Source organism: Planobispora longispora, assembly GCF_016863135.1.
GTDB lineage: Bacteria > Actinomycetota > Actinomycetes > Streptosporangiales > Streptosporangiaceae > Planobispora > Planobispora longispora.
On the sequence record NZ_BOOH01000045.1, the window covers coordinates 12414 to 37376 of the forward strand.

The 24963-nt window shown below is 71.6% G+C and carries 21 protein-coding genes; 13 read left to right on the top strand and 8 right to left on the bottom strand.

Annotated elements, in window-relative coordinates:
* Positions 1–11: 11 nt before the first annotated feature.
* Positions 12–893, bottom strand: a complete 882-nt coding sequence (locus Plo01_RS26610; protein WP_239317121.1) for a class I SAM-dependent methyltransferase — start codon at positions 891–893, stop codon at positions 12–14.
* Positions 894–995: 102 nt separating this feature from the next.
* On the bottom strand, positions 996–2321 hold the full coding sequence (locus Plo01_RS26615; protein WP_239317123.1) for an Nramp family divalent metal transporter: 1326 nt from the start codon (positions 2319–2321) through the stop codon (positions 996–998).
* A gap of 205 nt (positions 2322–2526) precedes the next feature.
* On the opposite strand from Plo01_RS26615, the gene Plo01_RS26620 reads away from it, so the two are divergent.
* From Plo01_RS26620 to Plo01_RS26640, 5 genes are all read left to right on the top strand, one after another.
* A complete protein-coding gene (locus tag Plo01_RS26620) occupies positions 2527–4350 on the top strand; it encodes an acyl-CoA dehydrogenase (protein WP_203893433.1) in 1824 nt (607 codons plus the stop codon).
* Between the two features lie 155 nt (positions 4351–4505).
* The gene (locus Plo01_RS26625) at positions 4506–5240 is read left to right on the top strand and encodes an NUDIX hydrolase (RefSeq protein ID WP_203893434.1); all 735 of its coding nucleotides are present in this window, start codon (positions 4506–4508) and stop codon (positions 5238–5240) included.
* Between the two features lie 67 nt (positions 5241–5307).
* Positions 5308–6372, top strand: coding sequence for a lipopolysaccharide kinase InaA family protein (locus tag Plo01_RS41095; protein WP_203893435.1), 1065 nt, complete (start codon positions 5308–5310; stop codon positions 6370–6372).
* 31 nt (positions 6373–6403) lie between these two features.
* On the top strand, positions 6404–7363 hold the full coding sequence (locus Plo01_RS26635) for a hypothetical protein (RefSeq protein ID WP_203893436.1): 960 nt from the start codon (positions 6404–6406) through the stop codon (positions 7361–7363).
* Positions 7360–8697, top strand: a complete 1338-nt coding sequence (locus tag Plo01_RS26640; RefSeq protein ID WP_239317125.1) for an adenylosuccinate synthetase — start codon at positions 7360–7362, stop codon at positions 8695–8697. The genes Plo01_RS26635 and Plo01_RS26640 overlap by 4 nt, the downstream gene beginning before the upstream one ends.
* A 6-nt stretch (positions 8698–8703) precedes the next feature.
* On the opposite strand, the gene Plo01_RS26645 is transcribed toward Plo01_RS26640, so the two are convergent.
* The 4 genes from Plo01_RS26645 to pdhA form a co-directional block, all read right to left on the bottom strand.
* Positions 8704–8997, bottom strand: coding sequence for a Dabb family protein (locus Plo01_RS26645; protein ID WP_203893437.1), 294 nt, complete (start codon positions 8995–8997; stop codon positions 8704–8706).
* A gap of 114 nt (positions 8998–9111) precedes the next feature.
* Positions 9112–10602: a dihydrolipoamide acetyltransferase family protein gene (locus Plo01_RS26650; protein ID WP_203893438.1), complete on the bottom strand. Its 1491-nt coding sequence runs from the start codon at positions 10600–10602 to the stop codon at positions 9112–9114.
* Between the two features lie 12 nt (positions 10603–10614).
* A complete protein-coding gene (locus Plo01_RS26655) occupies positions 10615–11595 on the bottom strand; it encodes an alpha-ketoacid dehydrogenase subunit beta (protein ID WP_203893439.1) in 981 nt (326 codons plus the stop codon).
* Entirely contained in the window at positions 11592–12710 is a 1119-nt protein-coding gene (gene pdhA, locus Plo01_RS26660; RefSeq protein ID WP_203893440.1) for a pyruvate dehydrogenase (acetyl-transferring) E1 component subunit alpha, read from the bottom strand. Before pdhA ends, Plo01_RS26655 begins: the two co-directional genes overlap by 4 nt.
* A 287-nt stretch (positions 12711–12997) precedes the next feature.
* Between pdhA and purS the strand changes: the two genes are divergently transcribed.
* From purS to Plo01_RS26695, 7 genes are all read left to right on the top strand, one after another.
* Positions 12998–13243, top strand: coding sequence for a phosphoribosylformylglycinamidine synthase subunit PurS (gene purS, locus Plo01_RS26665; protein WP_203893441.1), 246 nt, complete (start codon positions 12998–13000; stop codon positions 13241–13243).
* 172 nt (positions 13244–13415) lie between these two features.
* The gene (locus Plo01_RS26670; RefSeq protein WP_203893442.1) at positions 13416–13856 is read left to right on the top strand and encodes an ATP-binding protein; all 441 of its coding nucleotides are present in this window, start codon (positions 13416–13418) and stop codon (positions 13854–13856) included.
* A 302-nt stretch (positions 13857–14158) separates the two neighbouring features.
* Positions 14159–14839, top strand: a complete 681-nt coding sequence (purQ, locus tag Plo01_RS26675) for a phosphoribosylformylglycinamidine synthase subunit PurQ (protein WP_203893443.1) — start codon at positions 14159–14161, stop codon at positions 14837–14839.
* Positions 14836–17103 carry a phosphoribosylformylglycinamidine synthase subunit PurL gene (gene purL / locus Plo01_RS26680; protein ID WP_203893444.1) on the top strand — a complete coding sequence of 756 codons (2268 nt, stop codon included), beginning with the start codon at positions 14836–14838 and terminating at the stop codon, positions 17101–17103. The genes purQ and purL overlap by 4 nt, the downstream gene beginning before the upstream one ends.
* 207 nt (positions 17104–17310) lie before the next feature.
* On the top strand, positions 17311–19365 hold the full coding sequence (locus tag Plo01_RS26685; RefSeq protein WP_203893445.1) for an adenylate/guanylate cyclase domain-containing protein: 2055 nt from the start codon (positions 17311–17313) through the stop codon (positions 19363–19365).
* Positions 19366–19525: 160 nt separating this feature from the next.
* Entirely contained in the window at positions 19526–20194 is a 669-nt protein-coding gene (locus Plo01_RS26690; RefSeq protein WP_203893446.1) for a Crp/Fnr family transcriptional regulator, read from the top strand.
* A gap of 79 nt (positions 20195–20273) precedes the next feature.
* Positions 20274–21806: an MFS transporter gene (locus Plo01_RS26695; RefSeq protein ID WP_203893447.1), complete on the top strand. Its 1533-nt coding sequence runs from the start codon at positions 20274–20276 to the stop codon at positions 21804–21806.
* Positions 21807–21819: 13 nt separating this feature from the next.
* Here the strand turns inward: Plo01_RS26695 and Plo01_RS26700 are convergent, their stop codons facing one another.
* Positions 21820–22506: a TetR/AcrR family transcriptional regulator gene (locus tag Plo01_RS26700; protein WP_239317165.1), complete on the bottom strand. Its 687-nt coding sequence runs from the start codon at positions 22504–22506 to the stop codon at positions 21820–21822.
* Positions 22507–22588: 82 nt separating this feature from the next.
* Between Plo01_RS26700 and Plo01_RS26705 the strand changes: the two genes are divergently transcribed.
* Complete coding sequence (locus Plo01_RS26705; protein ID WP_203893449.1) at positions 22589–24061, top strand: MFS transporter; 1473 nt, start codon at positions 22589–22591, stop codon at positions 24059–24061.
* A 121-nt stretch (positions 24062–24182) separates the two neighbouring features.
* On the opposite strand, the gene Plo01_RS26710 is transcribed toward Plo01_RS26705, so the two are convergent.
* Complete coding sequence (locus Plo01_RS26710) at positions 24183–24962, bottom strand: methylenetetrahydrofolate reductase (RefSeq protein WP_203893450.1); 780 nt, start codon at positions 24960–24962, stop codon at positions 24183–24185.
* Position 24963: the final 1 nt, after the last annotated feature.

A 24963-nucleotide genomic window follows, 5' to 3' on the forward strand; every position in this document is an offset into this window, starting at 1 on the left:
GGCCCCGGGCGTCATGCCACGTCCCACCAGAGCGTGATCCAGCGGTCTCTCGGCACCGGCCACATGTCCAGCTCGGCCACGGCCGCGATGACCTCCTCCGCCCGGTCCGGATGGAGGCAGAGCCTGCGGCAGGCGCTCTCGGCCAGCTCCGCCACGTCCGTGAACCGGCTCAGCGGGGCCAGGCGCTCCTGGCGGCCGACGCCGTACCCCAGCCGCTCGGCGATGGCGACCACGTCGTCGGCCGTGGGTCCCCCGGGACGGCTGATGCCGTGGAAGTGGGCCCAGAGCGGGTCGAGCCAGCTCATCGGGTGCCGGTACGGAAGCTCCAGGACGACCCGGCGGCGGGCGTGACGGGTCAGCTCGGTCAGGAAGCCCACCAGGCCGGGCACGTTGTAGACGACGTGGGCCGCCACCGCGACGTCGGCCTCCGGGGTCTCCCCGGCGACGTCGGGCCAGCGGCCCCGGATCGTCCGCGCCGGGACGCTCAGCGCCTCGGCCCGGGACGCCAGCTCGGCCAGCATCTCCCCCGAGGTGTCGACCGCGATCAGCTCGCCGAGGGTCCCGGCCCCGCCCCGCGCGCCGGAGCCCCCGGGGCCGTCCGTGACACCGGAGCCCCCGGGACCGTCGCCGCGGCCCAGGCGGGCCAGCGGGAGCGAGGCCGCGCCGGTCCCGGCCCCCACGTCGAGGACGACCCCCTGATCCGGCAGCGCCTCGGCGATCCGGGCCAGGGTCGGCCCCTCGGGGGCCTCCAGCGCGCGGTCGGTGCGCTCGGCGAAGCGGGCGGGCGAATGCCGCCACGGATCGGCCGGCGCCTTCGCCGCGATCTCCTCGGGGATGCCCCATCCCGCCAGGTCCGACCGCCAGCGCCCGGCCATTTCCTCCAGCTCGTCCATGTCCTCAGAGCCTAGAAGACGCCGGAAGCCCGAGCCCCCGGAGCCTGGAAGGCGGCCGGGGCCCGGGTCTCGGGTCTCGGGCCCCGGCCGCGTCCGACGGATCTAGAAGAGCTTGCCGAACTGGTCGATCACCGTCAGCACCGAGAAGTAGCCGAAGAACGCGAAGACCAGCAGCACGATCACCATGCGGTAGCCGCGGACGCGGATGGCCTCGGGGACCAGCTTCCGGTTGAGGATGACGAGCAGCACGGAGTAGAGGAACATCATGATCCCGCCGACGCTCGCGGAGATCACCAGCAGCGTGATGGGCTGGTCGAAGCCGATCACGAGCATCGTGATGCCGAACAGCACGATGAACCAGACGACCAGGCTGTAGATGCGGCTCTCGGTCCACCGCGCGCTGTTGGGCAGGTAGACCGTCTTGACGATGTCGGCGACCATCCGGCCGACGTAGTCGCAGATCCCCATGCTGGCCGCGAACAGCGACAGCGCCCCGATGGCCCAGAAGAACGTGCCGAACCACGACAGCCGCTGGTTGAGCACCTCGCCCTCGGTCCGCAGGAACGTCACGTTGTTCGCGGTGTCGGCGCCGAAGACCGTGGAGTAGGCCAGCATCGACATCAGGAAGATCGTGAAAATGGTGATGGCCACGAACGAGACGAGCTGCTCGATGTTGGCCACCCGCCACCACCTGCGCCAGCGGGCCAGGTTGGCCTCGTCGGGCTCGAAGGTGTAGCCGGTGGCGGGGGCGGCCTGGTCCTCGCCGGTCACCGGGGAGACCAGGCGCGGGATGCGCGCGCCCATGCCCATGTTCTTGTCGCGGATCCAGTTGCTCTGCACCAGGTTCTGCCCGCCGCCCGCGCCGGCGAAGGCCATCGCGCCGAGCACGAGCGCCGCGCCGAGCTGGGCGGGGACCTGGCCGACGTGGGTGACCGCCTCGCCCAACCCCCGGTAGGCGTCCCCGGTGATGGCCAGGAACACCGCGACCACCAGGAAGACGAGGACCGCGCCCACCTTGACGAACTGGGTCGCCTCCACGGTCCGGTAGATGACCGGCGACAGGGTGAGCGCCGCTGCGATCACCAGCAGCTCGACCACGGCGATGACGGTGATGTCTCCCCCGCCCACGGCGTAGGTGAGGACGGTGGCCGAGCTGGTGGCCCAGCCGGGCCAGATGTTGGCCAGCACCGCCATGAACGCGAACAGCAGGCCCCAGTGCCGCCACAGGCGGCTGAACCCGGTCAGCGCGGTCTCCCCGGTGGCGAGCGTGTACCGCTCGATCTCCATGTTGAGGAAGTACTGGGCGACGACGCCGACCACGGCCGCCCAGAGGAAGACCAGGCCGACGTTGGCGGAGATGTAGGGCCAGATGACGAACTCGCCGGAGGCGAGGCCGACCCCCGCCGCGATGACTCCCGGGCCGAGCACCTTCCGCAGCGGCTGAGGGTCCGGGAGCTCAGCCGGGCGTAACGGAGGAAGAGCCATAAGAAACGTCTTCCCCCGGCCGATGTGACAAACGTCCCCAGTCTCGCTGTTTTCTAGGGGTTACTGGCGGGTAGCATTGTCAGTAAGGTTACTGACCAGTAGACCACCTGTCGCGAGTCCCGGTTCCCGGTTTCAAGGAGCAGAGCCCATGGGCCACTACAAGAGCAACATCCGTGACCTGGAGTTCAATCTCTTCGAGGTGTTCGGACGCCGGGAGATTCTGGGCACCGGCCGCTACGCCGAGCTGGACGAGGACATCGTCCGCAGCATGCTCGACGAGCTCAACCGCATGGCCACGGGCGTGCTCGCCGACTCCTTCGAAGAGGGCGACCGCACCCCGCCGGTGTTCGACGCCGCGACCGGCACGGTGAAGATGCCCGAGGGCATCAAGAAGTCCTTCTTCGCCATGCGCGACGCCGGCTGGACCAACCTCGACCTGCCCGCCGAGATGGGCGGCCCGGGCGTGCCGCGCAGCGTGGCCTGGGCCCTGGCCGAGCTCGTCCTCGGCTCCAACCCGGCCCTGTGGATGTACTCCAGCGGCCCCGGCTTCGCCCACATCCTGCACACCGTCGGCAACGACGAGCAGAAGCGCTTCGCCGAGCTGGCCATCGAGCGCCAGTGGGGCGCCACCATGGTGCTCACCGAGCCCGACGCGGGCTCCGACGTGGGCGCCGGCCGGGCCAAGGCCGTCCAGCAGCCCGACGGCACCTGGCACATCGAGGGCGTCAAGCGCTTCATCACCAGCGCCGAGCACGACATGGCCGAGAACATCTTCCACCTGGTGCTGGCCCGCCCCGAGGGCCACGGCCCCGGCACCAAGGGCCTGTCGATGTTCCTGGTGCCCAAGTACCACGTGGACCTGGAGACCGGCGAGCTCGGCGAGCGCAACGGCGTCTACGTCACCAACGTCGAGAAGAAGATGGGCCTGAAGGTCTCCACGACCTGCGAGCTCACCTTCGGTGACAAGCACCCGGCCGTCGGCACGCTCGTCGGCGACGTGCACGAGGGCATCAAGCAGATGTTCATGGTCATCGAGCAGGCCCGCATGATGGTCGGCACCAAGGCCATCGCCACCCTGTCCACCGGCTACCTGAACGCGCTGGAGTACGCCAAGTCCCGCGTGCAGGGCGCCGACCTGACCCAGATGGCCGACAAGACCGCCCCGCGCGTGACCATCACCCACCACCCGGACGTACGCCGCGAGCTGATGCTCCAGAAGTCGTACGCCGAGGGCATGCGGGCGCTGGTCCTGCTGACGGCCTCCTACCAGGACGCCGTGCAGATCGCCGAGTTCGAGGGCCGCCGGGACGAGCACGCCGAGGCGATGAACGACCTGCTGCTCCCGCTCGTCAAGGGCGTCGGCTCCGAGCGTTCCTACGAGATGCTCGCCCGCTCGCTGCAGACCCTGGGCGGCTCCGGCTACCTGCAGGAGTACCCGATCGAGCAGTACATCCGGGACGCCAAGATCGACTCCCTCTACGAGGGCACCACCGCGATCCAGGGCCTGGACCTGTTCTTCCGCAAGGTCCTGCGCAACCAGGGCAAGGCGCTCGGCTCGCTCTACACCGACATCAAGGCCTTCGCCGACTCCGAGGCGGGCAACGGCCGGCTGAAGCAGGAGCGCGCGCTCCTGGCCGAGGCCGCCGACGAGGTCAAGGCCATGGCCGACACCCTGGCCGGCTGGGCGCTCGGCTCGCTGGAGAAGCCCGCCGAGGTCTACAAGGTCGGCCTGAACACCACCCGCTTCCTGCTCTCCCTGGGCGACCTGGTGATCAGCTGGCTGCTGCTGCGTCAGGCCGAGATCGCCCTGGCCGCGCTGGGCGCCTCGGACGAGGACCGGGCCTTCTACACCGGCAAGGTCGCCGCCGCCTCGTTCTTCGCCCAGACCGTTCTGCCGCGCCTGGCCGCCGAGCGCCGCGTCCTGGCCGCCACCGACCAGGACCTGATGGAGCTCCCGGAGGACGCGTTCTGACCCGGATGGGCGACTAGATCACCTGCTCCCGCGGCAGGTCGGCGATGAGGGGCGGTCCCGTGTCAACGGGACCGCCCCTCACCCGTTCTCCCGGGGGTTGACTCCGCCCTCTGTTATTCTCATACTGAGACTATCTCAGATTGAGAAGGACTGGCATGGATGAACGCGAGTATCTGGCGGCCTACGACCCCCGGGCATATCCGGCGATCGCCGTGACCGTCGACGTGGTCGCGCTCACGATCATCGGGGGCGTGCTGCACGTGCTCCTGGTCGAGCGGGGGGAACCGCCCTTCCTGGGGCGGTGGGCGCTGCCCGGCGGGTTCATCCGGCCCGGAGAGGATCTGGACGAGGCCGCGGCCAGGGAACTGGCCGAGGAGACGGGCATGACCGACCGGGTCCACATCGAGCAGCTGGCCAGCTACGGATCACCGGGCCGCGATCCCCGGATGCGGGTCGTGTCGATCTCCTACCTGGCCTTCGCCCCCGACCTGCCCGACCCGCAGGCGGGCTCCGACGCCACCGACGCCGCATGGTACGGCGTGGACCGCCTGCCGAAGCTCGCGTTCGACCACGAGCGCATCCTGGGGCATGCGCTTGAGCGGGCGCGGGCCAAGCTGGAGTACACCCCGCTGGCCACCGCGTTCGTGGGCCCGATGTTCACGATCTCCGAACTGCGCGGGGTCTACGAGGCGGTGTGGGGGGCGCCGCTGCACGCGGGCAACTTCCACCGCAAGGTCCTGTCGGTCCCCGGGTTCGTGGAGAGCACCGGCGAGACCACCGAGAGCGGCGGAGCCCGGGGCGGCCCGCGGGCCAAGCTCTACCGCGCGGGGGACGCCCGGCTCCTCCATCCCGCTCTGCTGCGGCCGGAGCGGGAGGAGGAGATCCGGTGAGCACGACGGCGACCGCGCCGAGGGGGACCCGATGACCATGACCGCGACCGGACCGAGGGGAGATCCGATGACCGACGAACCCACCGGGGCCAGAGGAGACCCGGTGACCACGACCGCCGAGGCGATCGCCCTGGTGAAGGCCGCCGTGGATCCGCAGGACCTGTTCTCCGGGGACGCCCCGGAGCGCACCTACCGGCGGCTCGCCCGGCTCCTCCACCCCGATCTCGCCTCCGGTCCGGACGCCGCGGCCGCCTTCGTCAGGCTGGCCCGGCTCTGGGCGGCCCGCCACGGGAGCGCGGGCCGTCCGAGAACGATCACCACCGGGCGGGGGACCTACCGGATCGCCGGGGTTCACCGGCGGGGCTCCACCGCCGTGCTCTACAAGACCGGCGGGGACACCCTGGTCAAGCTGGTCCGGAGCCCGGCCGACAACGACCTCCTCCGGCGCGAGGCCGACGCGCTCAGAACGATCGAGCGCAAGGGCGTTCCCCTGCTCCTGCCGTACGTGCCCCGGCTGGTGGAGTCGTTCCGCTACCGTTCGGGCGGGGTGGAGCGGCAGGCCAACGTGATCAGCAGGGTGCCGGACGGGTTCCTGACCCTGGACGAGATCACCCGGCGGCGGTCACCGCTGGACCCGCGGGACGCGGCGTGGATCTGGCGGCGGCTGCTGGTGGCGGTCGGCGTGGCCCACCGCGCCGGGATCGCGCACGGCGCCGTCTTCGGCCACCACGTGCTGGTCCACCCGATCGAGCACGGCCTGGTCCTGATCGACTGGAGCCAGTCGGCGCCGCTGGGCACGCCGCTGACCGCCCTGGTGACACGGCACCGCGACGACTACCCGCCCGGCGTCCTCGCCCGGGAACCGGTCACCGAGACCCTCGACATCCGCCTCGCCACCCGCTGCGTCGCCACGCTCATGGGCTACCGCGCCGGCCGTCCCGCCGCCCCCGGCGGGCGCGGCCCGGCCCAGGACCCCGGAGGCGCCCCCCGCGGCGTCCCCGCCCGGATGCGCGCCTTCATCAGGGGAAGCCTGCTGAGCCCTCCGCGTGACGCCTGGGGACTCCTCGCCGAGCTCGACGAACTCCTCGACGACCTCTACGGCCCACGGCTGTACCGCCCCCTCCACCTGTGACAAGCCTGACACCCGCGAGACGGAGACCCCCATGGGAAGCGGAATCTGGTCCACCGACGTATACACCGCGGCCAAGCGCCTGCGCGCGGTCAGCGGCGCCAGCGCCTTCGCCTACAGCGACGGCGGCGCCCGCACCGTGCACGCCGATCTCGACCCCCACGGCGTGACGGCCCGCGAGAGCCGCGACTCCGACGAGCACCCCGCCTCGCTGGCCGTCGCCGTGCTCTTCGACGTGACCGGCTCGATGGGCGACGTGCCGCGCACACTCCAGACCAAGCTGCCCGACCTGCTCGGCCTGCTGCTGCGCAAGGGGTACGCCACCGACCCGCAGATCCTGTTCGGCGCGATCGGCGACGCCACCTGCGACCGGGCGCCGCTGCAGATGGGGCAGTTCGAGTCTGACAACCGCATGGACGGGCACCTCGGCAACATCCTGCTGGAGGGCGGAGGCGGCGGGCAGATGAGCGAGTCCTACGAGCTCGCCATGTACTTCATGGCCCGGCACACCTCGATCGACTGCCTCGAGAAGCGGGGACGGCGGGGCTACCTGTTCATCATCGGGGACGAGCTCCCCTACCCGAAGGTGAGCCGCCACCAGGTCGCCGCGGTCATCGGCGACCACCTGGAGCGCGACATCCCCATCACCGACGTCGTCGCCGAGCTGACCCGCATGTACGACGTCTACTACATCATCCCCGCCGGGGCGTACCACGCCGGGGAGGGCAAGGTGCTCAAGCGCTGGCGCGAGCTGCTCGGACAGAACGTCCTGGAGCTCGACGACCTGAGCATGGTCTGCGAGACCATCGCGCTCACCGTGGGGCTCGGCGAGGCCGCCATCGACCTCGACGAAGGTCTCAGCGACCTGGACGACCTCGGCTCCGCCGCCGGGGCCGCGGTCTCCAGGGCACTGGCCAGACTGGACCGCGGCGCGCTCGTGGTGGACGACGGGCCCGGTCTCGAGATCGGCGAGAGCGGGGTGACGCGGCTGTGAAAGATCACATGATCGTCGTCGATCTGGGGTACGGCGACGCCGGCAAGGGCGGCGTCGTGGACTGGCTCTGCGCCCGGGGCGACGTCACCGCCGTGATCAGGTTCAACGGGGGCGCGCAGGCCGGGCACAACGTCGTCCTGCCCGACGGACGGCACCACACGTTCGCGCAGTTCGGCTCCGGAACGTTCCGGGGCGTGCCCACCCATCTCTCCCGGCACATGGTGGTGGATCCCTTCGCGCTCTCCGCCGAGGCCGACCACCTGCGCCGTCTCGGCGTCTCCCAGCCGTACGGCATGCTCACGATCGACCGCGAGGCCCTGCTCGCCACGCCGTACCACATCGCGGCCGGACGGGACCGCGAGCGGGAACGCGGCGAGAGCCGGCACGGCTCCTGCGGGATGGGCGTCGGCGAGGTGATGGCCTACGCGCTGGAGAACCCGTTCGTGGCTCCCAAGGTCGGCGACTGCGAGCGGCCCGGGCTGCTGGCGCAGAAGCTGAACCTGCTGCGCGACCGGCTCGGCGACCGGATCGGCGCGGACGCGCCCCCGGTCGCCGACTGCCTCGCCGCCTACCTGGCCTTCGCCCAGCGGGTGCGGTTGGTCGATCCCTCCTACGTCAGCGAGCTGCTGCGCAGGCGCCCCGTGGTCTTCGAGGGCGCCCAGGGGGTGCTGCTCGACGAGTGGCACGGCTTCCACCCCCACACGACCTGGAGCACCACGACCTTCGACAACGCCTTCTCCCTGCTCGACGGGGAGCACGCCGTCCGGCTCGGCGTGCTGCGCACCTACACCCCCCGGCACGGGCCCGGCCCCCTGGTCACCGAGGACCCGGAGCTGAGCCTGCCCGAGCCGCACAACCGGTCCGGCCCCTGGCAGGGACCGTTCCGGATCGGCCACTTCGACGCCGTGGCGCACCGCTACGCCCTGGCGGCGGCGGGCGGGGTGGACCTGCTGGCCCTGACCCACCTGGACGCGCCGGTGTCGCGGATGTGCGACTCCTACGACATCGGCGAGCTCCCGGTGGAGGAGAAGAGCGAACCGGTCGACCAGGCCGGGCTCGCCGCCCGCCTGGCCCGGCAGTCCGAGCTCACCGCCCGGCTGGACAAGGCCCTGCCCCACTACGTGGACGGGATCAGCGACTGGCCCACGGCGGTCTCCGAGGCGCTGGGCGTGCGCGTCTGGCTCGGCTCCTCCGGCCCCACCGCCCACGCCAAGTCGCTGATCCCGTCCGCCTCGTCGCGGAAGACCGGGGTGAGTTTCATGGGGGGCGCGCGGGCGCTGCGGGAGCGGACGGAGCGGGCGGAGGCGGGCTACCGGGCGCTGCGCTGGGCGTGAACCGTCCTAGACGGTGAACTGCACGGCCGCGCGGGCGGCCAGGATCGGCTTGATGTGCTCGGCGATCACGGCCTGGTGCTCCGGGTGGTCGCGGTAGACCAGGTAGTCGTCCACGGAGTCGAAGTCCGCCACGAGCGCGAACTCGTGGTTGCCCGGGTTCACCCCCGCGTCGGAGCCCAGGGCGTAGGCGCGGATCTCCGGGATGGCGCCCGGGAGCCTGCCCAGCTCGGCGGCGACGGCGGCCTTCTGCTCGTCGGTGGCGTCCTCGGCCCAGGTGAACAGCACGACGTGGCGGAACATGATCGTCCTTTCGGTTCGGATGCCCGCCAGCGTACGGCCGCCGCCCGCGGTCCCCCGCCCCGGGTCACGCCCCCGGGGCGGGGTGGGTCTCCCCGCGGGATCCCGTGCTCCGGGTCAGCCCCAGGCGAGCATCCGGAGGGGGTCCTCCAGCATGGCGCCGACGTCGCGCAGGAACAGCGAGCCGAGCTCGCCGTCCACCACCCGGTGGTCGAAGGAGAGCGCGAGCGTGCACACCTTGCGCGGCACGATCTGCCCGTCCACGACCCAGGGCATGTCCCTGACCTGCCCGAAGGCCAGGATCGCCGACTCGCCCGGGTTGAGGATCGGCGTCCCGGCGTCCACCCCGAACACGCCCACGTTGGTGATCGTGAACGTGCCCCCCGCCATGTCGGCGGGCTGGGTGCGGCCGGCCCTGGCGGTCTCGACGAGGCCGCCGAGCGCCGCCGCCAGCTCCGGCAGCGACAGGGCGTGGGCGTCCTTGACGTTGGGGACCAGCAGGCCGCGCGGGGTGGCCGCGGCGATGCCCAGGTTCACGTAGTGCTTGACCACGATCTCCTGAGCCGCCTCGTCCCACGCCGAGTTGATCATCGGGTGGCGCCGGGCGGCGACGAGCACGGCCTTGGCGACCAGGAGCAGCGGCGAGACCTTGACCTCGGCGAAGTCCGGCAGGGCGCGCAGGCGTGTCACCGCCTCCATGGTCGCGGTCACGTCCACCTGGAGGAACTCGGTGACGTGCGGCGCGGTGAACGCCGAGGCCACCATGGCCTGCGCGGTCGCCTTCCGCACCCCCTTGACCGGGATGCGCTCCTCGCCGCCGGACGGCACGGCGCGCATCCCCGGGCGGGCGGTCCCGGCGTCCTGCCCGGGCGCCGCGTTCGCGGCCGTGTGCACGTCGTCCCGGGTGATCGAGCCCTGCGGCCCGGTCCCGGTGAGCGTGGCGAGATCGACCCCGAGGTCCTTGGCCAGCTTGCGCACCGGCGGCTTGGCCAGCACCGCGACCCGGCCCGCCCCGGCGGGGGCCGACGCGGGAGCGGGCTGCGGCTGAGACTGCGGTACGGCGCCGGCCCGGGACAGTCCCTCGGGAGCCCGCGCGCCACCCGGGGCGGAGGACCCGGTAGAGGGCCCTGTTGAGGGCTGCTTGCGGGCGCGGCGCTTGGCGGCGCCCATCTTGACGCCGTACCCGACCAGGACGGGCTGGCGTTCCTCCTTGGGCTTCCCCGACCCCCCGGGCCCCCCGGCCTCCTCGGGGACCGCCGGGACCATGTCGTCCGCCAGAGCCTGGCCGCGCCCCGCGGGCTCGGCGGCCCCGCCGTCCCGGCCGCCCGCCGCGCCGGACAGGGCCGCGCCGCCGGCGGGGGCCGCGGGGGCGGAGCCGTCGTCCACCCTGATGATGGGCTTGCCCACGTCGACGGTCTCGCCCTCGTCCGCCAGCAGGGCCGAGACCACGCCCTCGAACGGGCAGGGCAGCTCGACCACGGCCTTGGCGGTCTCGATCTCCACGATGGTCTGGTTGACCTTGACCGGGTCGCCGACCTTCACGTGCCAGCGGACGATCTCCGCCTCGGTCAGTCCCTCGCCCACGTCGGGGAGCTTGAACTCCTTCATCCCTCTCCCTCTTTAGAACGTGAACGCGCGGTCGACGGCGTCCAGGACCCGGTCCAGGTCGGGCAGGTAGTGCTCCTCCAGGCGGGAGGGCGGGTACGGGGTGGACGGCCCGCCGACGCGCAGGACCGGCGCCTCCAGGCTGTAGAAGCACTCCTCGGTGATCCGGGCGGCCAGCTCCGCGCCGAAACCGCCGAAGACGGGAGCCTCGTGCACCACGACGCACCGCCCGGTGCGCCGTACCGACTCCGCGATCGCCGCCGTGTCCAGCGGGTTGAGCGAGCGCAGGTCCACGATCTCCAGCGAGCGGCCGTCCTCCTCGGCCGCCGCCGCGGCCTCCAGGCAGGTCTTCACCATCGGGCCGTAGGCGAGCAGGGTGACGTCCGTGCCGGGCCGTACCACGCGGGCCCGGTCGAGCGGGAACCACTCCTCCGCCGCGGCCGTGTCGACCTCGGCCTTCTCCCAGTAGCGCCGCTTGGGCTCGAAGAAGATGACCGGGTCGTCGCAGCGGATCGCCTGCTGGATCATCGCGTAGGCGTCCGCCGGGTTGGAGCAGGCCACCACCCTCAGGCCCGCGGTGTGCGTGAAGTACGCCTCGGGGGACTCGCTGTGGTGCTCCACGGCCCCGATGCCGCCGCCGCACGGGATGCGCACGACCACCGGGAGCTTGAGCGCGCCCAGCGAGCGCAGCGGCATCTTGGCGAGCTGGGTGATGATCTGGTCGGCGGCCGGGAAGACGAAGCCGTCGAACTGGATCTCGCAGACCGGGCGGTAGCCGCGCAGCGCCAGGCCGATGGCCGTGCCGACGATGCCGGACTCCGCCAGCGGGGTGTCGATGACCCGCTCCTCGCCGAAGTCCTTCTGCAGCCCGTCGGTGACCCGGAACACGCCGCCGAGCTTGCCCACGTCCTCGCCCATGACCAGGACCTTGGGGTCGTCCTCCATGGCCTTGCGCATGCCCTCGTTCAGGGCCTTGGCCAGAGTCAGCGTCGTCATCGGCCGCCCTCCTCGGTCTCGAACCCGGAGAGGTAGGAGGCGAAGGCCGCGCGCTCCTCGTCCATCAGCCGGTGCGGCTCCGTGTAGACGTGATCGAAGATCGCCAGCGGCTCGGGGTCGGGCATCTCCAGGCAGCGCTTGCGCACGTCCCTGCCGAGCTCGTCGGCCTCGGCGTCGACCTCGTCGAAGAACGCCTGGTCGGCGAGCTGGTTCTTGAACAGGTAGGCCCGGACCCGCTCGATCGGGTCCTTGAGCTTCCACGCCTCCAGCTCGTCCTGCACGCGGTAGCGGGTCGGGTCGTCGGAGGTGGTGTGCGCGCCCATGCGGTAGGTGAAGGCCTCGATCAGCACCGGGCCCTGCCCGGACCGGGCGTCGGTCAGCGCCTTGCGGGTGACCGCGAGGCAGGCGAACACGTCGTTGCCGTCCACCCGCACGCCGGGGAAGCCGAACCCGCTGGCCCGGCGGTAGAGCGGGATCCGCGACTGCTTCTCCAGCGGCTCGGAGATCGCCCACTGGTTGTTCTGGCAGAAGAACACGACCGGCGCGTTGAACACCGACGCCCAGATGAACGACTCGTTCACGTCGCCCTGGGAGGTGGCGCCGTCGCCGAAGTAGACGATCGTGGCGGCGCCGTTCTCGCCGACCGCGCCGTCGCGCTGGATGCCCATGGCGTAGCCGACGGCGTGCAGGGTCTGGCTGCCGATCACGATCGTGTACAGGTGGAAGTTGTGCTCGGCGGGGTCCCAGCCGCCGTGGTTGACCCCGCGGAACAGTCCGAGGAGGTTCACCGGGTCGACGCCGCGGCACCAGGCCACGCCGTGCTCCCGGTAGGTCGGGAAGGCCATGTCCGCGTCGGTGAGCGCCCGGCCGGAGCCGATCTGCGCGGCCTCCTGGCCGAGCAGCGAGGCCCAGATGCCCAGCTCGCCCTGGCGTTGCAGGGCCACGGCCTCCAGGTCCACGCGGCGCACCAGGACCAGGTCCCGGTAGAGCGCCCGGATCTCCTCCGGGGTCAGGTCGATGTCGTAGTCGGGGTGTTCGACCCGCTCGCCTTCGGGGGTCAGCAACTGGACGAGCTCGGGGGGTGCTTGCGCACCACGAGAGGCGTCGGCTGTCACGTGCCGCTCCTGTGTGCTCGGGGCCGTCCGAGTGGGTTCGCCACTCCCGTCCGGCCGGTTAGCGACGCATCCGATCCGTTGTGGTGGGGTTCGTCTGCGGTTATGGACATCGTGGCAGAGGTCACATACCTGAGCGCAAGACCTCGCGTGACGTCCATGTCCTCCCCGTTCCCACTCCGCCTGTTTTCACCCCAGGGAGCGCGAGCCCGGACCCGGCGACAGAACGCTTCCGGGGCCCGTTACGCTTGAGTCGCCTGACCGTCCCCGCATCAACCTGGAGGAACACCGTGGCGCGCGTCATCGTCGACGTCATGCTGAAGCCGGAGATTCTCGACGCGCAGGGCCAGGCCATCGCCCGCGCGCTCCCGCGGCTCGGCTTCTCCGGTGTGTCCTCGGTACGGCAGGGCAAGCGGTTCGAGGTCGAGATCGAGGGCCCGGCCGACGAGGCCGCGCTCGCGGAGGTCCGCAAGATGGCCGAGACCCTGCTCGCCAACACGGTGATCGAGGATTTCACCGTCACCGTCGCCGGCTGAACAGTCACAATAGCCACAGGAAATTCCGGTAGAGCCAGGAGAATTCCAACGCGGCAGGACACAAACACCACGACCTGACCAACAGTAGATAACATCACAGTTATTTTGCGGTTAGCCCCGATTGTGTCAGGGAAGCCTTTCGAGGGTGACGTCTGGCCCCGGGAGGAAACCGGTGGATATCGAGTTCTCGCTGGCTCTGCCAAGGGAGGCCATCGGCATCCCGATGGTCCGCAGGGTCCTCGGAGACTCTCTGCGCTCCCTCCACGTCACGGAGAACTGCGTCTCCGACATCCTGCTCGCGGTGAGCGAGGCGTGCGGCAACGCGGTGCGCTACGGCGGCCCGGCCAACCGCTACCAGGTCGAGGCCGCCATCGGCTACGGCCGCTGCGACGTGCGCATCATCGACAAGGGCCGCGGGCTGATGCGGATGCCCGAGCGCTATCCCTCCCCCGACCTCGAGAACGGCCGCGGCATCCTCATCATGCGGGCCGTGGTCGACGAGATCTTCTTCGACATCGCCCCCGGCCAGGGCACCACGGTGCACCTGAGCAAGCGGCTCGACGTGGAGGAGGGAGCCCGCGCCCCCGGCCGCAGGGAGCTCGCCTCGGTCTGAGCGCGCGTCCGGGCGATCACGTCGATGCGATCACGCCCGGGGATCACGTCCGGGCGATCGCGTTCATGTGATCGCGTTCATGTGATCGCGTTCGCGTGATCGCCTCCATACGATCGCGTTCGTGCGATCGTGTTCGTGCGATCCTCCAACGGCGCGCCCCCTTCCGGCGCGGCCGATCGTGCGATCCGACGACTCCGCGTGCGACTCTCTCATGCGGAGCGGATAGCCTGGGCGCACCGCCGCAGACCGCCGTCCGCCGTGAGACGTCGGCGCGGTGCTCGTTTGTGGAGGGAAACGCTGTCATGAGTGCTGCCCGCGTGGGCGTCGTCACTTTCCCCGGAACCCTTGACGATCAGGACGCGGCCCGCGCCGTACGCCATGCGGGCGGCGAGGCCGTCCCGCTCTGGCACGCGGACCCCGACCTCAAGGGTGTGGACGCCGTCTTCCTGCCCGGCGGTTTCTCCTACGGGGACTACCTGCGGTGCGGTGCGATCTCCCGGTTCGCGCCGCTGATGGAGGAGCTGATCCCCGCCGCCCGGGCCGGGCTGCCGGTGCTGGGCACCTGCAACGGCTTCCAGATCCTCTGCGAGGCCCACCTGCTGCCCGGCGCGCTGATGCGCAACGCCAGCCTGCACTACATCTGCCGCGACCAGGGCGTCGTCGTGGAGAACACCGCCACCCCCTGGACCGCCGACTTCACCGAGGGCCAGAGGATCGTGCTCCCGATCAAGCACGGCGAGGGCCGCTACGTCGCCGACGAGGCGACCCTCGCGGCCCTGGAGGCGAACGGCCAGGTCGTCTTCCGCTACGTCGGGAACCCCAACGGCTCCCTGAACGACATCGCGGGCATCCGCAACGAGGCCGGCAACATCGTCGGCCTGATGCCCCACCCCGAGCACGCCGTCGAGGATCTGACCGGCGCCCCGAGCACCGACGGCCGCGGGTTCTTCACCTCGATCCTGAAGAAGCTGGTGAACGCGTGAGCCCCGACGTGAACCTCGACACCGTCAAGCGCGCCGCGGACACCCCCGGCGAGCGCCAGCCGTACGCCGAGCTGGGCATGAAGCGCGACGAGTACGACCGGGTCCGCGAGATCCTCGGCCGCCGCCCGACGAGCTCCGAGCTGGCCATCTACAGCGTCATGTGGAGCGAGCACTGCTCCTACAAGTCCTCCAAGGTGCACCTGCGCCAGTTCGGCACCAAGGCGCCGAAGTCCGACGCGCTGCTCGTCGGCATGGGCGAGAACGCCGGCGTGGTGGACGTCGGCGACGGCTGGGCGGCCACCTTCAAGATCGAGTCGCACAACCACCCGTCCTACGTCGAGCCGCACCAGGGAGCGGCCACCGGCGTCGGCGGCATCGTCCGCGACATCATGTCGATGGGCGCCCGGCCGATCGCGGTCATGGACTCCCTGCGCTTCGGCGGCGCCGACCAGCCCGACACCCGCCGGGTGCTGCCCGGCGTGGTCGAGGGCATCAGCCACTACGGCAACTGCCTGGGCCTGCCCAACATCGGCGGCGAGGTCGTCTTCGACCCCTGCTACATCGGCAACCCGCTGGTCAACGCGCTGTGCGTGGGTCTGCTCCGCAAGGACCAGATCAAGCTGGCCACCGCGCCCGGCCCGGGCAACAAGGTCGTGCTGTTCGGCGCGCTGACCGGTCCCGACGGCATCGGCGGCGCGTCGGTGCTGGCGAGCGCCACTTTCGAGGACGAGTCGCAGGCCAAGCGGCCCAGCGTCCAGGTCGGCGACCCGTTCATGGAGAAGCTGCTGATCGAGTGCTGCCTGGAGCTGTACCAGGCGGACGTGGTCGTCGGCATCCAGGACCTCGGCGCGGCCGGCGTCTCCTGCGCGACCACCGAGCTGGCGGCCAAGGGCACCGGCGGCATGGACGTCCAGCTGGACCTGGTCCCGCTGCGCGACCCGTCGCTGCGGCCCGAAGAGATCCTGATGAGCGAGTCGCAGGAACGCATGATGGCGGTCGTCACCCCCGACGACATCGACGCCTTCATGGCGATCTGCACCAAGTGGGACATCCCCGCCACGGTGATCGGCGAGGTCACCGACACCGGCCGCCTGGTCATGACCTGGCACGGCGAGACCATCGTGGACATCCCGCCGGGCACCGCGGCCGACGAGGGCCCGGTCTACGAGCGCCCCTTCGCCGAGCCCGCCGGGCAGGCCGCGCTCAACGCCGCCTCCGCCGCGGAGCTGCCGCGCCCCGAGGACCTGCGCGCGACCCTGCTGCAGCTGTTCGGCTCGCCGAACCTCGCCTCGAAGGAGTGGGTGACCTCCCAGTACGACCGGTACGTCCGGGGCAACACCGTGCTGGCCCAGCCCGCCGACGCCGGGGTCCTGCGGATCAGCGAGGCCATGCCGGGCGCCGAGGAGACCACCCGCGGCATCGCGCTGGCCACCGACGGCAACGGCCGCTACGCCCGCCTCGACCCCTACGCCGGGGCCCAGCTCGCCCTGTCCGAGGCCTACCGGAACGTGGCCGTGACCGGCGCCACGCCGCTGGCGGTGACCAACTGCCTGAACTTCGGCTCCCCCGAGGACCCGGAGGTCATGTGGCAGTTCGCCGAGGCCGTGCGCGGCCTGGCCGACGCCTGCAAGATCCTCGGCGTCCCGGTGACCGGCGGCAACGTGTCGTTCTACAACCAGACCGGTTCCACCGCGATCCACCCGACCCCGGTCGTGGGCGTGCTGGGCGTGATCGACGACGTGGCCAAGCGGGTGCGCAGCGGCTTCACCGGCGAGGGCGACCGGGTCGTCCTGCTCGGCGAGACCCGCGAGGAGCTCAGCGGTTCCGAGTGGGCGCACGTCGCCCACGGCCACCTCGGCGGCCTGCCGCCGGTGGCCGACCTGGAGGCCGAGCGCGCCCTCGCGCTCGTCCTCACCGAGGCCGCCTCCCGCGGTCTGCTGACCGGCTCCCACGACCTGTCCGACGGCGGCCTGGCCGTCGCCCTGGCCGAGGCCTGCCTGGCCCGGGGCGTCGGCTGCGCGGTCTCCCTGCCGGGCGACGACGCGTTCGTCGACCTGTTCAGCGAGTCGGCGGCCCGCGCCCTGGTGACGGTGCGGCCGGAGGCCTTCGACGCCCTCGCCGAGCTGTGCGCGGCCCACGAGGTGCCCTGCTACGGCCTGGGCGGCACCGGCGGCGGCACGCTGGCGGTCGAGGGCGTGCTGGAGATCCCGGTCGCCGAGCTCCGCGAGGTCCACGAGGGCGCGCTCCCGGCCGTCTTCGGCTGATCGGCGGACGCGGAGGAGGGGTACGGCCCGCGCGGGCCGTACCCCTCCTTCCATCCGGCGCCCCGATCGTGACCGGGTGTCGATGGAAACCGCGTTGGCGACAACGGCGGCGTATCGCAATAATCGGATCGTTCGGGGGAGCCCCGTCTGCGGACGGGGGCGGACGCACAGGGGGTTACGCGACTCCCGTTGAATACGGAGGCCACCGTGCCGACGAACGACCCGACGGCCACCTCGCTCGTGGGCAGCGCCGGGCCTGAGCCCTACCTCCCTCCGGCCACGCAGCCGGTCCGCTCGGTCGTCTGGGTGATCCACCTGGCGCTGCCGATGCTGGGACTCTGGCTGCTGCTCGCCAACCACGACCACATCAACGTCAAGTGGCAGCACAATCCCAGCCACTTCCTACTGATCATCGTCGTCGCGGGGATCAACTTCGTCCTGGGCACCATGATCAGCCAGACGGCGGCCCGGCGGTCGGACGCCCGGCTGCTCCTGCTCTCACTGGTCTTCCTGAGCAGCTCCGGATTCTTCCTCATGCACGGCCTGGCCACCCCGAAGGTCATCCTCCCGGCCGGCAGCTACGGGTTCGACCTGTCCCAGCCGGTCGGTCTCCTGCTGGCCTCGGGGTTCGCCTTCGCCTCGGCGCTGCCGCTGAACGACCGCGCCGCGGCCGCCGTCCTGCGCTCGCAGATCTGGCTCCGCGGCGGGCTCGCGCTGCTGCTGGTGCTGTGGGGGGTGCTCTCGCTCGTCCCCGGTCTCACCCCGCTGTCCAGCAAGCCCCCGGAGCTGGGGGCCGGCCTCGGCGGGGCCGAACTGCTCGGGCTGGCCCTGTACGGCGCGGCCGCGGTGCTGCTCTTCCAGCATCACCGCAGGCGCCCGGCGGCGATGCTGATCAGCATGATCACCGCCTACGCCCTGCTCGCCGAGGCGATGCTCGCCGGGATGTACCACCGCAACTGGCACCTGTCGTGGTGGCTGTGGCACCTGCTGCTCACCTTCGCCTTCGTGTTCGTCGCCTACGGCGCCCACATCCAGTCGCGCCGCGAGGGCACCACCGCCGGGCTGTTCGACTCGATCGCCCTGACGGCGACCGTCCGGAGGATCCGGGCGGACTACGAGCGGGCGCTGGAGGAACTGGTCGGCCATCTGCGGCGCCGGGCGGACAGCCGGGTCCCGGTCGCGACCCGGCTGGCGGGCAAGTTCGGGCTCACCGAGGCGCAGGCCGCCGTGCTCGACCGGGCGGGCGAGGCGCTGGCCAACGAGCGCGAGCTGTCGGAGCGGCTGGCCGCGCTGGTGGACCTGGGCAACCGGGCCCGCGTCGGCCTCCCCGAGGACGAACTGCTCGTGCAGTCGCTGGAGCGGGCGCGGCAGGCGTACGGGGACGTGCGCATCGCGCTGGTCTCGGACGGGCGGGTCTCCCTCGGCGCGGCGGAGTACCGCGCGGACGACTTCCCCGCGGGCGGGCCGATCCGGGCCGACGGCTCGGTCGTCCACCCGCTGACCGTCAAGGGACGGCTCGCCGGGGCCCTGCGGGTGCCGGTGGGCCGGACGCCCCAGGACGACGCGCTCGCGGCCACCCTGGCCGGCCAGATGTCCATCTCCCTGGAGAACGCCCGGCTCTACCAGGAGCTGGAGACCCTGTTCCGGCAGTACATGTCGCCGGATGTGGCCAAGTCGCTGCTGGCCGATCCGCGGACCGCGGAGCTCGGCGGCGAGCTGGTCGAGCTCACCGCGCTCTTCGCCGATCTGAAGGGGTTCACGAGCTTCTCCGAGCGGGTCGCGCCGGGAGAGATCGTGGAGATGCTGAACCGCTACCACACGGCGGCCGTCCCGATCATCCTCGGGAACGGCGGCACGATCGTGCAGTTCGTCGGCGACGCGCTGCTGGCGCTGTTCAACGCCCCGGCCCGGCAGTCCGACCACGCCGCGGCCGCGGCCCGGGCGGGCCTGGCCATGCAGGAGGCCGCCGCGGAGATCGTCGCCGACGCGCCCGGCTATCCCCGGTTCAGGATCGGGATCAACACCGGGCCCGCCCTCGTCGGCAACATCGGCAGCCCCCAGCTGCGCGGGTTCAACGCGATGGGCGACTGCGTGAACGTGGCCGCCCGGCTGGAGGGGATCGCCGAGCCGGGCACCGTCGTGATCGGCCAGAGCACCCTCGACCAGATCGGCTCGCACGCGCGGGTCAGCTCCCTGGGGGAGCTGAGCCTCAAGGGCAAGGAGAAGCCCGTCCACGCCTACGTGCTCTCCGGGCTCTCGTGACCGGCTTCTGCCGACGTAATTCTAGTGATTTATCCGAATTCACCAGGGTTTGAGGCGCAGAGTGGGAATTCCCTCGCCGGAGTGCGTTCTCCAGCGGGGGCCATACCGACATAATCGACATCTGTCACCGACACTCCGCCCGAGCCGCCAGGGGGTGCACGTGAGTACTTCTTCCGAGCCGGGTGAGTTCCTCGCCCTCTTCACCCCCGACGAGGCCGCCGCGCTCCGCGCGACGGGGCGGGTCCGGCGGTGGGACCGGGGGGCGACCCTGATGACCGAGGGCGACGTCTCGGACTGGGTGCTCGTGCTGACCGCCGGCCGGGTCAAGGTCTCCTCGCACACGGCGAGCGGGACCGAGGTCGTCCTCGCCATCCGCGGGCCCGGCTCGCTGCTGGGCGAGTTCTCGGTCATCGACGGCCTGCCCCGGTCGGCCACGGTCACCGCCCTGGAGCCGGTCGAGGGCATCGCCGTCCGCGACTTCACCGCCTTCCTCCAGCAGCACGGCCGGATCGCGGTGCTGCTGCTGCAGATGGTGACCAGCCGGGTGCGCGACGCCGACCGCAAGCGGATCGAGTACGGCGCGTTCGACACCACGGGGCGGGTGGCGACCCGGCTGGTGGAGCTGGCCGAGCGGTACGGCAAGCCGGCCAACGGCGGGATCCGGGTGGAGCTCCCGCTCTCCCAGGACGAGCTGGCCGGGTGGACCGGCGCCTCGCGCGAGGCGGTCAGCAAGGCCCTGCGGTCGCTCCGGGACCGGGGCCTGATCGCGACCGGCCGCCGCCGCGTGGTCGTCCACGATCTGGAGGGCCTGCGCAGACGGGCCAGGTGACCGGCCCGCCGGAGGTCCGGGCGGGGATCGCCGGCACCCCGGACAAAACGGGCGTACGCCGTACGTCAGACTGGAGCCTATGGTCGCGCTTCCCCAGGACCTTCCCGGCTCGCCGGAATACGTCTCGAAGCTCCGCTACGCGTGGCGGGTCTGCTCGGTCACCAGCCTCGGCCTGGTGCTGATCGGCGTCTCCGGGAGCACGCTCAACGTCGCCCTGCCGGCGGTGGTCCGGCACTTCCACGCCGACGCGTTCGCCTCCGGCTGGATCCTCCTGGCCTTCCTGCTCGTCAACACCTCGACCCTGGTGTTCTTCGGCCGGGTGGCCGACCTCCTGGGCCGCCGGGAGGTGTACCTCACCGGGTTCGCCCTGTTCACCGCGGCCTCACTGCTGGCGGGCCTGTCGCCGAACGTCTGGTTCCTGATCGCGATGCGGGCGCTCCAGGCGATCGGCGCGGCGATGATCCTGGCCAACGGAACCGTGATCATCACCGACGCCTTCCCGCCCGACCGGCTCAGCCAGGGCATGGGCGTCTACATCGGCACGCTCTCGGTCGCCCAGCTCGCCGGCCCCACCCTGGGCGGCCTGGTCGCCGAGGCCGCCGGATGGCAGTGGATCTTCTGGGTGAACGTGCCCGCCGGACTGATCGCCCTCGTCTGGGGGGCGTTCACCCTGCGCAAGGTCGAGCGCGGCCCCCGCGAGCCGGTGGACGCCCTGGGCAACCTGATCGTCTTCGCCGCCATGTCGGCGGCGCTCATCGCGCTGTCCGAGGCGGGCTCGCGCGGGCTGGGCAGTACGGTCGTGCTCGCCGGCGCGGCCATCACGGCGGTCCTGATCCCGCTGCTGATCGTCGTGGAGCGCCGCGCCTCGCACCCGGTGCTCAACGTGCGCCTGTTCGGCGAGCGCATGCTGGCCTTCGCCAATCTCGCCTCGTTCTGCAACGCGCTGGCCCGCGCGTCGCTGATCCTCCTGGCCGCCCTCTACTTCCAGGCGGCCAGGGGCGTCGACGCCGTCACCGCCGCGCTGGGCGTGCTCCCGGTCCCGGTCGGCATGGCCCTGGCCTCCCCCGTCACGGGCGCCCTCGGCCGCCGGATCTCCCCCTACGCCCTGTCGGTGGGCGGCGCGCTGCTGGGCACGTGCGGGCTGGGGGTCCTGATGCTGAACACCGCGCCGGCGACGCCGTACTGGGTCATCGGGATCGGCCTGTTCCTGTGCGGCTGCGGGAGCGGAACGTTCCTGACCGGCAACACCACCCAGGTGATGAAGGCCCTCCCGCCGGGGAGCCTCGGCGTGGTCAACGGCTTCCGGCTCATGGTGATGAACGTCGGCATCGTGCTCAGCGTCGCCCTCACCCTGAGCGTGCTCACCAGCGCGGTCAGCCCCGCCCTGCGCGCCCAGGTCTACGCGGGCACGCTCTCGCGCATGTCGCCGGTCGCAGTGGACCAGCTCATGGACGGCTTCCAGAGGACGTACGGCGTGCTGTTCTGCGTCGCGGTGGCCGGGACCCTGCTGGCCGCCCTGGCGCGCTCCCGCAAGATCCCGGGCGTTCCGAGCGATGCGGGCGACGCCGGCTCCCAGAACGATCCGGACGACCGGGACTCCGCCTCGCGGTAGCGGGCCGCCGGGATCAGGAAGGATCCGGCGATCTCGCCGAGCGCGCCGATGCGGTGGCGGCCATGGCCTCGATGCCGCCGATGAGCAGGTCGGCGCCGAAGGTGTCGTAGAGATCGGGGTCGATCCCCTCCGCCAGGGGGGAGGCCATCTCCACGATGTGCGGGTAGAGGCCGGACGGGAGCGACTGGAGGGTCAGGCGCTTGACGCGCACCCGCTCGGCCGCCTCCTCCTCGGTCAGGCCGGGGCAGCGGCGGTTCAGCGGCCCGGAGGCCAGGGCGATCGCGCCGTGGAGGAGATACTTCGAGATCAGGCAGCTCTGCTCGTAACCGAAGCCCGCCCGCTTGGCCAGTCCGAGCGCGGTGTCCCACACGCGCAGGAAGTTCGGCACCTCCAGGCCGTCGATCTCTTCGAGGACGGCCGCCGCGCAGGGATGGCGGCGCAGCACCCGGACGAGGCCCGCGACCAGCGCGCGGAGCTGCTCCTGCCAGGGGGCGCCGTCCTCCTCGATCACGAAGCCCTCGATCAGGTGGTCGGCCATGCCGACGGTGAGCTGCTCCTTGTTCTTGAAGTGCCAGTAGAGCGCCATCGGCGTGACGCCCAGCTCCTGGGCGAGCCGCCGGATGGTCACCGCGGCGAGCCCCTCGGCGTCACCGATCTGCAGCGCCCGCTCGACGACCGCCTCGCGGGTCAGTTTTCCCATCACGCTTGACAACTATACGCCGTATAAGCTCCACTATCCACCGTACATGTACGTCGTACAAGTACACCGTAGAGGAGTGGGGATGACGGACAACCGCAGGTGGTGGGCGCTGGGATCGATCTCCCTCGCCACTTTCATGACGTACCTCGACAACAACGTGGTCAACGTGGCGTTGCCGACGATCCAGCGGGACCTCGGGCTGAGCATCTCGGGGCTGGAATGGATCGTGAGCGGCTACATCCTGGTGTTCGCCGGGCTGATGCTGGTCGGCGGGCGGCTGGCCGACGTCTTCGGCCGCAGGCGGGTGTTCCTGACCGGGCTCGGGATCTTCACCCTGGCCTCGCTGGCCGCCGGGCTCTCCCCGGACGGCGCGACCCTGATCGCCACCCGGGCGGTGCAGGGCGTCGGGGCGGCTTTCCTGACCCCCACCGCGCTCGCGCTGATCGGCTCTGTCTTCCGCGACCCGAAGGAACGCGGCACGGCCGTCGGCCTGTGGAGCGCCGTCGGCGCGCTCGCCCTGGCGCTCGGCCCGCTGACCGGCGGGTTCATCAGCGAGCGCTGGGACTGGGGATGGATCTACCTGATCAACGTGCCGATCGGGGTCGTGACCTTCGGCCTCGGCCTGTGGGCGATCCGCCCGGCCGCCCAGGACCGGGTACGGCACAGCCTCGACGCGCCCGGCCTGGTCACCTCCAGCCTGGCCCTGTTCGCGCTGACCTACGCCCTCATCGAGGGCGAGGGCGCCGGATGGACCTCGCCGGAGATCCTGGGGGCCTTCGGGATCGCGCTGGCGTCCGCGCTGGCCTTCGTGGTGCTGGAGACCCGGGGCCGGGAGCCGATGATCGACCTGTCGCTGTTCCGCTCCCGGGTGTTCAGCGGCGGCACGCTGTCCATGGGCCTGTGGTCGTTCGGGGTCTTCGGGATCTACTTCTTCACCGCGCTGTACCTGCAGAACGCGCTGGGCTTCACCCCCGTCGAGGCCGGAGCCGCGTTCGTGCCGATGGCCCTGGTGATGGCCGCGACCGCGACGGCCGCCCCGCGGATCAGCGGCGCCCTGGGCACCGCGCGGACGGTGGCGGCCGGACTGCTGCTGATGGCCGTGGCCGTGTTCGGGATCTCGTTCATCGGCGAGGGCGGGGCGTTCGGCGACCTGCTCCCCTGGTTCCTGACCTACGGCCTGGGCGGCGGCCTGCTGGTGCCGCTCACCACCGCCATCCTCGGCCAGCTCCCGGACGACCGCGCCGGGGTCGCCTCGGGCGTGCTGAACGTCTCGCGCGAGGTCTTCGGCCTGCTCGGCATCACGCTCCTCGGCGCGATCCTCAACTCCCGCCAGGCCGCGCTCGTCGCGGACGGGGCCCAGCCGCTGCCGGCGTTCCTGTCCGCCTACCAGTTCGCGCTGGTGCTCGCCGCGGCGATCGTCCTGGCAGGCGTGCCGATCAGCCTGTTCTCGCTGAGGTCGTCCCGAGGCTCCGCGACCGCCGCGGACTCCCGGCCCGGCCGCCACGCGGAGACGTCGGACGGCGAGGCCGGGCGCCCCGCCGTACCGGTGCCCTGACGAACGCGTCCCACCTCAACGGCCTCCCCCACCGGCACGGTGCCCTCGGGGCCGAGACGGACCCGAGGGCGGGCCCCGGCATGGACCGCAGACTTTCCGTACGGCGGCGCCGAGGTCGTGCTCACAGGATGCCGGACAACCGGGACTCCACCTCGCGGTACCTGGCCACCGGGACCAGATGAACACCGTCGAAGGCGCCCGAGTCGCGGATGCGCAGCACCTGCTCGCAGGCGGCTTCCACCCCGGCGAGGCGGTCGTCCGCCACCCGCTCCACCAGGTCCGCCGGGATGTCGATGTCCGGGATCGCGGCGGCCATGCGACGGGCGTGGTTCTCGCTGGCGACGACCATCACACCGGCGTAGACCGGCACGTCCACCGGGTTGGCCTCGCGCCAGCGCAGCAGCGCGTCGAGGGAGAAGCTGACCTGGACGAACATGAAGTCGGCCGCGCGCTTCCAGGCGGGCAGCGGGCGCAGCCCGGCGGCGGCGCCGACCTGGAAGGCCGGGATGCCGGCGAACGCGGGGTCCCCGTCGAGGGAGCGAACCTCCTCGATCATCGAACGGACGGTGAGGTCGCTGGTCCGGTTGCCGGTGGTGGGCTTGTCGCCGTACACGAACAGGAAGCGCTCCACCCCGTAGGCCGCGGCGGTCAGCAGGTCGCGGCGGAAGCCCAGCAGGTTGCGGTCGCGGGAGTTGAGGCAGGCGATACTCCGCCCGCCCATCGCCTGGACCTCGTGGGCGACGGCGACGCTGGAGACGGTGGCCCGGCCGATGTGGTTGTCCGGGATCAGGAAGGAGTCCGCGATCCGGCTGAGCGTGCCGATCTGGTGGCGGACGTGTTTGAGGTCGGGACGGGTCGGTGGCTCGACCTCGCAGATGATGTCGAAGGGGCGAGTGGTCATG